This window comes from Corynebacterium sp. HMSC072A02, from assembly GCF_001810085.1.
Classification (GTDB): domain Bacteria; phylum Actinomycetota; class Actinomycetes; order Mycobacteriales; family Mycobacteriaceae; genus Corynebacterium; species Corynebacterium hesseae.
Map to the genome: position 1 here is coordinate 58,493 of NZ_KV799885.1, position 9,274 is coordinate 67,766.

The 9,274-nt window shown below is 63.7% G+C and carries 11 protein-coding genes; 6 read left to right on the forward strand and 5 right to left on the reverse strand.

Annotation, left to right across the window (positions count from 1 at the left end; translation table 11 throughout):
• The first annotated feature begins 55 nt into the window (after window positions 1-55).
• From HMPREF2698_RS12600 to HMPREF2698_RS12620, 5 genes are read left to right on the forward strand one after another with little or no spacing between them, the layout of a single operon-like run.
• Window positions 56-658 (forward strand): ComEA family DNA-binding protein, encoded by a 603-nt coding sequence (locus HMPREF2698_RS12600; protein WP_070565183.1) that lies wholly within the window; start codon window positions 56-58, stop codon window positions 656-658.
• Window positions 655-1,905 (forward strand): ComEC/Rec2 family competence protein, encoded by a 1,251-nt coding sequence (locus tag HMPREF2698_RS12605; RefSeq protein WP_070565186.1) that lies wholly within the window; start codon window positions 655-657, stop codon window positions 1,903-1,905. Before HMPREF2698_RS12600 ends, HMPREF2698_RS12605 begins: the two co-directional genes overlap by 4 nt.
• Window positions 1,902-2,849, forward strand: coding sequence for a DNA polymerase III subunit delta (gene holA / locus HMPREF2698_RS12610; RefSeq protein WP_070565189.1), 948 nt, complete (start codon window positions 1,902-1,904; stop codon window positions 2,847-2,849). The genes HMPREF2698_RS12605 and holA overlap by 4 nt, the downstream gene beginning before the upstream one ends.
• Before the next feature lie 11 nt (window positions 2,850-2,860).
• On the forward strand, window positions 2,861-3,229 hold the full coding sequence (locus HMPREF2698_RS12615; RefSeq protein WP_070565192.1) for an ankyrin repeat domain-containing protein: 369 nt from the start codon (window positions 2,861-2,863) through the stop codon (window positions 3,227-3,229).
• On the forward strand, window positions 3,226-3,867 hold the full coding sequence (locus HMPREF2698_RS12620; RefSeq protein ID WP_070519522.1) for a LysE family translocator: 642 nt from the start codon (window positions 3,226-3,228) through the stop codon (window positions 3,865-3,867). The genes HMPREF2698_RS12615 and HMPREF2698_RS12620 overlap by 4 nt, the downstream gene beginning before the upstream one ends.
• Here HMPREF2698_RS12620 and HMPREF2698_RS12625 read toward each other — a convergent pair.
• The 4 genes from HMPREF2698_RS12625 to HMPREF2698_RS12640 all read right to left on the reverse strand — a co-directional run bounded on the left by HMPREF2698_RS12625 (window position 3,864) and on the right by HMPREF2698_RS12640 (window position 6,748).
• A complete protein-coding gene (locus HMPREF2698_RS12625) occupies window positions 3,864-5,042 on the reverse strand; it encodes a type II restriction enzyme (RefSeq protein WP_246819480.1) in 1,179 nt (392 codons plus the stop codon). The two genes, HMPREF2698_RS12620 and HMPREF2698_RS12625, sit on opposite strands and share 4 nt — an antisense overlap.
• Window positions 5,035-5,844, reverse strand: coding sequence for a DNA adenine methylase (locus HMPREF2698_RS12630; protein WP_070565198.1), 810 nt, complete (start codon window positions 5,842-5,844; stop codon window positions 5,035-5,037). Before HMPREF2698_RS12630 ends, HMPREF2698_RS12625 begins: the two co-directional genes overlap by 8 nt.
• The gene (gene rpsT, locus HMPREF2698_RS12635; RefSeq protein WP_070447890.1) at window positions 5,845-6,108 is read right to left on the reverse strand and encodes a 30S ribosomal protein S20; all 264 of its coding nucleotides are present in this window, start codon (window positions 6,106-6,108) and stop codon (window positions 5,845-5,847) included. It lies immediately after the preceding gene.
• A 118-nt stretch (window positions 6,109-6,226) separates the two neighbouring features.
• Window positions 6,227-6,748 carry a type II toxin-antitoxin system PemK/MazF family toxin gene (locus HMPREF2698_RS12640; RefSeq protein WP_070519531.1) on the reverse strand — a complete coding sequence of 174 codons (522 nt, stop codon included), beginning with the start codon at window positions 6,746-6,748 and terminating at the stop codon, window positions 6,227-6,229.
• An 18-nt stretch (window positions 6,749-6,766) separates the two neighbouring features.
• Between HMPREF2698_RS12640 and lepA the strand changes: the two genes are divergently transcribed.
• Entirely contained in the window at window positions 6,767-8,614 is a 1,848-nt protein-coding gene (lepA, locus tag HMPREF2698_RS12645; RefSeq protein ID WP_070565201.1) for a translation elongation factor 4, read from the forward strand.
• 125 nt (window positions 8,615-8,739) lie between these two features.
• Here the strand turns inward: lepA and HMPREF2698_RS12650 are convergent, their stop codons facing one another.
• Window positions 8,740-8,949, reverse strand: a complete 210-nt coding sequence (locus HMPREF2698_RS12650) for a hypothetical protein (RefSeq protein WP_070565204.1) — start codon at window positions 8,947-8,949, stop codon at window positions 8,740-8,742.
• Between the last annotated feature and the right edge of the window lie 325 nt (window positions 8,950-9,274).

A 9,274-nucleotide genomic window follows, 5' to 3' on the forward strand; every position in this document is an offset into this window, starting at 1 on the left:
AGGCTGCGGCTTGAGCCCTCGACGGGAGTGAAGGCGCTTACGTAGCGTCGCGGGCATGAATGCCATTGCTGATCGCCTCCGCGACCTCACCCGCCCGACAGGCGAAGAAGAACTGCTCAACGTCGATTTCCCGCGCGTGCGCGTGCCACCCTGGCTGGCGCTTGTCGCGGCGGGCGTGGCCGGCGTCGCGCTCCTGGCCTGGCTGGGGATGAGCCGTAGCGCGGAGAACCCCTATGAGGTGGCCGCGCCGAGCAGCGAGGTAGCGGCCGATATCGTGGTCTCGGTCGTAGGTGAGGTAGAGCAGCCCGGGCTGGTGACCTTGGCGCCGGGCGCGCGCATCAACGACGCCCTCGAGGTGGCGCGCCCGCGCGTGCCCACCGATAACCTCAACCTGGCGCAGAAGCTTAACGACGGCGAGCAGATCACCGTCGGCGGCCCACCCAACGCCCCAGAAACCGCGGGGGAGGGGCTGGTGTCCCTCAACTCTGCCAGCGAGGAGGAGTTGACGGAGCTGCCCGGCATAGGGCCGGCCACGGCTGCGGCGATTATTGCGCACCGCGAGGAGGTCGGCAGCTTCACCACCGTGGAGCAGCTCATGGACGTCTCCGGTATTGGTCCGGCGAAGTTTGCGCAGCTGAAGGATAAGGTCCGTCCGTGAGGGAACTGCGGCTCGTGCCCGCCGCGGTGGTGGCGTGGTTGGCCACGCTCGCCGTGCTTTTCGGGCATCCGTGGTTGTTGGGCGGGCTGGTGTGTTTCGCTCTAGCGCGCGGTCAGTGGCGCGGGCAGGGCATTTTGTGCGCGGCGAGCGGAGTCATCTTCGCCACCCTGGCTTATGTGCGCTCGGTGCGCGCCGCGGCGTTCCACTTCGGCTCGGAGGTGACGGGTAAGCTCGCCGCCGACCCGGTTCAGACGGCATCCGGGTGGATGGTGCGCCTGCGCGTGCCGGGCTACCCGGCGCAGCTGCCCGTCTTCCTCAAGGAGGAACCGGAGGCCTTCGGTGGCTCGCTGGTGACGGTGCACGGTCACCCCGGCCCCTCGGATCAGGTAGGAGTAGGCAAGACCGTCTTCAGTGGCGAGCTCACCGCACACTCTCATAGCTGGACGGCGGCGGTCGCGGAAAACTTCCGTGCCGTGTGTGACAACGGCCTTATCCCCGGCATGGTCTTGGGCGATACCAGCCTGCAAAGCCCCGAGGATAAGCAGCTCTACATCGACACGGGTCTATCGCATTTGAGTGCTGTGTCCGGCTCCAACGTTGCCATCGTGTGCACCGCGGCGGCGTTGGTGGTGCCGGGGCAGAGGGTGAGAGTGGGGGCGTCGGCAAGCGCGTTGGCGTTGTTCGTGGCACTGGTGGGGTGGGAGCCCTCCGTCCAGCGCGCCACCGTCGCTGGGCTGGCGGGGCTGGCGGCGGTGCTCAGCTCCTCGAAGATGGAGCCGCTCCATGCCCTGGCTCTTGGAGTGCTCTTTCTGCTCGCGGCGGACAGCGACCTAGCGGTCAGCTTCGGCTTCGCGCTCTCCGTCGCGGCCACCGCAGGCATCGTGGCGCTCAGCCCGCTGCTATTGCGGGTGCTGGGCACGGGCATTGTGGCCCGGGCCTTTGCGGTGGCCATCGCCGCGGACATCGTGACCATGCCGCTCATTGCGCTGATGAGCGGGCGGGTCTCGGTGGTGTCTGTCATCGCGAATGTGCTGGTGGCCCCAGTCGTGCCCATCATCACCGTCGTGGGGCTCATCGCCGCCGTCCTGGCGCAGGTGGGGTGGGGCAGGCCCCTGGTGATCCTTATTGAGCCGCTGGCGGATTGGATCCACTTCGTCGCCTCCTCGATGCCGGTGACCACCGTGGCGGCGGGGCCCGTCGCGATGCTCCTGCTTGGCGGGTGGGTCATTGCGGCGTTGCTAAGATGACAGGCATGTCTTCTGCCCCCGTGCACCTCATCCTCGGCGATGATGAATTCCTGGCCGAGCGCGCCCGCCTTTCCATCCAACAGGGCGAGGTAACCAAGCTCAAGGCCTCCGAGGTCAGCGAGGGCGAAATCCTGGAAGCCACCAGCCCCTCCCTGTTTGGGGAGGACCGCGTCATCGTCATCAGCGACGTGGAGAGGGCCGGCAAGGAGGTCACGAAGATCCTCCTCGACGCCTGCGCTAACCCCATGCCCGGCATCACGCTCATCCTGATGTACTCGGTGACGGTGAAGACGCTGAAGAAAAAGAAGAAGCCGCCGGAGCTCATCGCGGCGCTGCGCAAGACGGCCGAGGTACACGAGGTCTTTTCCCTCTACCCGAATGAGCTCGCGCAGTGGGCTACGCGTGAGTTCGCCTCGCACGGGGTGCGGCCTACACCGGATGTGGTGCAGGCGCTTCTCGACGGCGTCGGCTCCGACCTCCGCGAGCTCGCCTCCGCCATCTCGCAGCTCGTTTTCGACACAGGCGGCACGGTGACCCGCGAGGCGGTGCACGCGTACTACGTGGGCGTGGCCGAGGTGGCCAACTGGGATATTGCGGATGCTGCTGTGGCCGGCCGCGTGGAGGCGGCGGTCTCCACGTGCCGTCGGGCGCTGCAGTTGGGGGCGAGCCCCGTGGCCATCGCCTCGGCGCTGGCCAGCAAGGTGGGTAATATCGCGCGCCTCTACTCCGCACGCGGGGATCAATACTCGCTGGCTTCTCAGGCCGGGATGGCGCCCTATGCGGTTAAGCTGACGCAGCCGGTGGCGCGGCGGTGGTCGGGGGAGAATATCACCAAGGCCGTGATCCTCATGGCGGAGCTGGATGCCGCGGTCAAGGGACAGGGCGGGGACGGGGATTTCGCCGTCGAGGCGGCCGTTAAACGAGTGGCGGAGCTGGCGCGCTAGACTAACCCCTCATGGATGACATCCAGAACTTTGCCACCAAGCTTTTTGACTTTGCCCGCAATGGCGATGCCACGCTGCTCGAGTACATCAAGCAGGGCGTCAACGTCGACATGGTGAACCAGGACGGGCAGTCCTTCATCATGCTCGCCGCCTACCACGGCCATACGGAGCTGGTGCGCCAGCTCGCCGCAGCGGGGGCCGACGTCAACCTCCTCAACGATCGCGGCCAGTCGCCGTTGGCCGGGGCTATTTTCAAGAAGGAAGACGCGGTGATCGACGCCCTTCTCGACGCCGGCGCCGACCCCACTGCCGGCCAGCCAAATGCCCTCGACTCGGCTCGCATGTTCGGCCGTGAGGATCTTCTCGAGCGCCTGTCATGAGCTGGTCCGCGTTTGCGGCCATCCTCCTCATGAACCTCGTCGGCGCGGCGGCACCCGGCCCCGACATTGTGCTGGTGACACGCTATGCCACGCGCTCGCGCCGCCACGCCATCGCGGCGTCGACGGGCATTCAGGTCGGCGTGCTGTTCTGGTGCACGCTGACTGTGTTTGGCGCGGCCGCTTTGCTGACCGCCTTCCCGGGAGTTCTCTCCCTGATTCAGGTGATTGGCGGTTGCTTCCTCGTCTTCATGGGCGTGCTTTCCATTCGCTCCGGGTTAGAGCTGCGCAAGCAGCCGCCGGTGGATGAGGAGGAGGCCGCCGCCCGCTTGGGTTCGGTGGGCAAGGTCTTCCGCACGGGGTTGGCCACCAACCTGTCCAACCCAAAGATCGTGCTTTTCCTCGCCGCCATGATCGCCCCGCTGCTGCCGCCGCACCCGCCGGTGTGGCTTTCGGTGGCCTTGGTGTTGAGCCTGTCCCTGTCGAGCTACCTGCTCTTCGTTGTCCTCTCGGCGGTCATCTCGACCCGCGCGATCCGCCGCCGCCTGTTGGCCGCCGGCCCGTGGATCGACATCGGTTCCGGTGCCTTCTTCGTGGTGGCCGGCTGTGCGTTGGTGTGGGCCGGTATCCAGGCCGCCTAGGACTGATCGAGTAGTTCTTTGAGCCACTGGGACCACGCCGCGACCGTGGCGGAGCGGCGGCGTAGGGTCGTCTCACTCAGGCCAAGGTTGGCCGCGCGCATGAACCCGGCCGCCTCGGCCTTGCTCAGAGCGCAGTGCTTATCGACGACAAACCGCACCATCTCCCGGAACACCGGCCGCGAGGCCAGCGCCTCAACGAGGGCGAGGTTGCGCTCGTCGCGCGTGCCGCTGAGCTTGGTCAAACCTAAGTAGCGGGCGGCGTTGGTGTAGTAATCAGCCTGGCGCGGGGTAAAGCCGAAGGCCTCGGGCATCTCCGCCTTCGGCACGGGGTTCTCCAGCAAGCTGATGACGCGGGCAAAGGAATCCGCCTGGGGGAAGGGAACGCGCGTGCCGTGGACCTTCGTGTGCTCCAGAACCTCGCGCACCGCCGCATCAGTCACACCGGACTCGCCCAAAACGTAGCGCGCCGCGCTCACCAGCTCGATGCTGCGGAAGTCCTCCGGCTGCCTAAACGCGTAGCGGTAGAAGTGAAAGATGCCATTGGAATAGACCAGGTACACCGGCACCACCTCTTTATCTAGAGCCAGCGAGAAGCGGCGGAAAGGGAAGTAGAGCTGGCGGATGTTGAAATCGGGGGAGACGTGGTTCTTCGCTTCCACGAGTACGAGGTGCTCGGCGGATTCGAAGCCGGCGTCGATCTCCATCTGGGCGCGGTCCACCTCGATATCGCGTCCGCCGATGCGCATGGGCAGCGTGAGCGTCGACATGCGCCCGCTGACCGTAGGAACCAACTCGCCGCCCAGGAAGTCATCAAGCATGCCGCTTAAGTGTGCCGCGGTCAACGCTGCGGCCTCCGAGGTCAGGTTCTCGAAGTCAATGGACTGGATGTGCCCCGGAACCGGCATCGACTTCAGCGGCCCGGCCTCCTCCGGGAAAGGCTGGTACAGGTCAAAGCGGCCAATCAGGTAGGCATCGCGGCGAATCGGCAGCATGGACAACCCGTGCTGGCGAAGCACCTCGGGGCGCGCGGCGGAAAAATCGTGCTTGGCCATCAACCGCGGCTCGCGCCCGGAAAGCTCCTTGAGCTTCGCGGCGGGCAACACCACATAGCCCTGGTCCGCGATGTCGGCGGCGAGGTGGGGGTAGACGAGGTCCCAGGCGGCGTCGTTAAGCATAATTGCGCACGAGCACCTCATCGACCTTGCCGCGCTTCGACGCCACGGAATTCACCGCGCGCGTAGCGCCGACAATCTCGACGCGATAGTCCGCGTACAGCTCCTTGATGAAGTCCGTCGCCGAATTCGACAGCAGGAACTTTACCCCGCGGGCATTAAGGGCATCGCAGGTTTCCTTCAGCCGAATCTGGTCCGCGCGCCCAAAACCACCCGACTGGTAGCCGGTGAAATTGCTCGTGGGGTTGACCGGATCATAGGGCGGGTCGAAGTAAACGAAATCCCCCTCATTGGCCTCCACCGCGGCGTAGTCGCCGTTAAAAAACGTCACGTCGTGGGAGGACAGGTACTCCGATACAGCGCGCAGATTGGGCTCATCACAGATCTTCGGGTTGGCGTAGCGGCCAAACGGGGCGTTGAACTGGCCCGAGTTATTCACCCGATAAAGCCCGTTATAACAGGTCTTATTGAGATAAATCGTGCGTGCAGCCCGCTCCACGGGGCTCAAGTGCGCAAAGCCCGGCTCGCGGTCGCGGGCGCGCATCTCGTAGAAGAAATCCGAATCATTCGGATAGCCCTTCAACAGGGCGATGAGCTCGTCCACATCATCGCGGACCACCTCGTAGACGGTGATGAGCTCAGTGTTCAGGTCATTGACCCGGGCGCGTTCGGGCGCCAAAGAAAAAAGAACCGCCCCGCCGCCCAAGAAAGGCTCGACATAAGTGTCGAAGCTCTTGGGCAGCATGGAGTGGATAACGGGTAGCAGCTGGCGCTTTCCCCCTACCCACTTCAGGAGCGGTTTCATTTAGGCCATCTTGTTGAAGGCGGTGGCCATGCCGGACTTCTTGTTAGCCGCGGTGTTGCGGTGGAAGACGCCCTTCGACACGGACTTGTCCAGTGCGCGGGAAGCAACGCGCAGCTGCTTCTCAGCGGCAGCCTTGTCGCCAGCGGCGACGGCCTCGCGGAACTTGCGGATCTCGGTACGCACGGCGGAGCGTACGGACTTGTTGCGCTGACGAGCCTTCTCGTTGGTCAGGATGCGCTTCTGCTTGGACTTGATGTTTGCCATCGTTATACCTCTTAGAGTCGTAGGAATGTGCAACCGAGGAAGGCGGACCCAAGGTCCTGACCGCCAGCGTGCCCCGGCATCCCAAGAAATTTATCAGGGCTCAGGCTAAATCCCCAAATCACGCCCAGTGATAGCGGGAGCGCAGGCGGTTGGCAATGCGCTCGAAGCGCCGCTCCGGGAAGAGCGTTCCCTGCCGACGGCACTGTTCCTCAGAAATCTCCAGCACTCGATCCATCCGCACCCAGCATTGCCGGCCGGTTTCATCCCACTCGCCGGTGCCGATGTCGAGCCACTCTTCTTTGTTCGCGTGGCCCGGGTTGGAGGAGATGAGCAGGCCGAGCACCGTGGTGCGCGTGCGGGAGACAATCAGCACGGCGCGCTCGCGCGGCGGGGATTGCTTGCCATCGGAGGGCGCCCACACCCACACGACTTCCCCGGAGTCAGCCTGCCCGTCCATGTCCGGGGTGAAGAAGACGCTGCGCGGGTGGGCGGAGGCGGCCTCGACGCGGATATCGGCGGCCTTGCGGGGTTCCGTCACGGAATCGTTTTGGTTCAACCCCAAGCGTTCGGTGATGCGCTCGAGGCCGGCGTCGACAGGCTCGGGGCCTCCGATGCCGAGAATGCGGGCCAACCTAGACATGTCGTCTATTCTAAACGCATGTCTACAAACTTCGCGGCTACTACGTTTACGGATCCGTCCAAGATCCGAAACTTTTGCATTATCGCCCACATCGACCACGGCAAGTCGACGCTGGCTGATCGCATCCTGCAGTTGTCGCAGGTGGTGGAGGAGCGCGATATGCGCGACCAATACCTCGACAACATGGATATCGAGCGCGAGCGCGGCATCACCATTAAGGCCCAGAACGTGCGCCTGCCCTGGATTCCCCAGTCCGGTCCCCTTAAGGGGGAGGAGATCGTCATGCAGATGATCGATACGCCCGGCCACGTGGACTTCACTTACGAGGTCTCCCGCGCGCTGGAGGCGTGTGAGGGCGCCATCCTGCTTGTCGACGCCGCCCAAGGCATCGAGGCCCAAACCCTGGCCAACCTTTACCTGGCCATGGAGAATGACCTGGAGATCATCCCGGTCCTTAACAAGATTGACTTGCCCGCGGCCGACCCGGAGAAGTACTCCCTGGAGATCGCCCACATCATTGGCTGCGAGCCGGAAGAGGTGCTGCGCGTCTCCGGCAAGACCGGCGAGGGCGTGGCGGAGTTGCTGGACAAGGTTGCGGAGCTTGTCCCGGCGCCCACCTCCGAGTTCGGGCCCGATGCCCCGGCCCGCGCCTTGGTCTTCGACTCGGTCTACGACACCTACCGCGGCGTGGTGACCTATATCCGCATGATGGACGGCAAGCTCACTCCGCGCCAGAAGGTCACCATGATGTCCACGGGTGCCAACCACGAGCTGCTGGAGGTGGGCATTGTTTCACCGACCATGCAGAAGTGCGAGGGCCTGGGCCCGGGCGAGGTGGGCTACCTCATTACCGGCGTGAAGAATGTGCGTGAGACCAAGGTGGGTGACACGATTACGTGGGCGTCGAATGGCGCGAGCGAGCCGCTCAAGGGCTACGCCGACCCGAACCCCATGGTGTATTCCGGTTTGTTCCCGATTTCCCAGGCGGACTTCCCGGACTTGCGCGATGCGCTGGAGAAGCTGCAGCTTAACGACGCCTCCCTCACCTTCGAGCCCGAGACCTCCGTGGCCCTGGGCTTCGGCTTCCGCTGCGGATTCTTGGGCCTGCTGCACATGGAAATCACGCGTGACCGTTTGGAGCGCGAGTTTGGATTGGACCTGATTTCCACCGCCCCGTCGGTGACCTACCGCGTGGTGGCCGAGGACGGCGAGGAATCGTATGTGCACAATCCCTCCGACTGGCCGGCGGGCAAGCTGCGTGAGGTCCACGAGCCGATTGTGAAGATGACCATCATCGTGCCGGAGGAGTTTGTGGGCCCGACGATGGAGCTGTGTCAGTCCAAGCGCGGCCAGATGGGCGGCATGGACTACCTGTCTGAGGACCGCGTGGAGCTGCGCTACACCATGCCGCTGGGTGAAATCATCTTCGACTTCTTCGACATGCTGAAGTCCCGCACCAAGGGCTATGCTTCCCTCAACTACGAGGAGGCCGGCGAACAGCTGGCGGACCTGGTGAAGGTGGATATCCTGCTCAACGGTGATCCGGTGGATGCCTTCTCCGCTATCGTGCACCGTGATTCCGCGCAGTGGTACGGCAATAAGATGACGAAAAAGCTCAAGGAGATCATCCCTCGTCAGCAGTTCGAGGTGCCGGTCCAGGCGGCCATCGGCTCAAAGATCATCGCGCGTGAAAACATCCGCGCGATGCGCAAGGACGTGCTGGCCAAGTGCTACGGCGGCGATATCTCCCGTAAGCGCAAGCTGCTGGAGAAGCAGAAGGCCGGTAAGAAGCGCATGAAGTCCATCGGTTCCGTTTCCGTGCCGCAGGAGGCCTTCGTGGCGGCGCTGTCCACTGACGCCGACTAACGCATCGAGCACCTCCGGTACCGGTCGGGCCACCATCACTGTCTGGAGGTATTGGTGCTGATCAGGGCGCACTTGCGCTGTTGGAGGCTGAAAGCGCCCGGTTTGATATGGTGCCTTCAGCCTGCCTACTGGGCGTTAAAGGAGTAGCTGCCGGTGAGCTGATTGTGGATTGTCACCGAGTAGTCCTGGCCGTTGGCGGTGGCGCCGTCCACAAGCATGGCGAGCTCTTGTGAGTTGTAATAGCGGCTTAGGCCCACGTAAAGGACAACCAAGAGGACGCTGCCCGCGACCGCGATTGAGGTGGCAATCTTCCACACGCTTACTTGGTTAGTCACGAGTAGTCCTTTCATGTGTGAAAACTTCGGTCACTGTAGCTACTAGTACGATAACAAGTCTTTTATGTGCACGGTATTGAATTAGAACCAGTGCCCCCACTATTCCGGGGAAGTTCAGGCAGGGAACACCGGTTTTCGTCTCAACCTGTCCTAGGCCGACGAGTGCGCTGACTTAAGGATCACCGATGTGCCCGCGTGCCTTGATGTGGTCCGCGGGTGGCAGTGTTGTCACTGGTGGTTAGCTGTTTCCTTTCTGCCGTTGCTGCGTGTGGTGGCTGTGGGTGTTAACTACTGTCGGGTGGTTCCTCTGGTGGTTGTCCTGCTT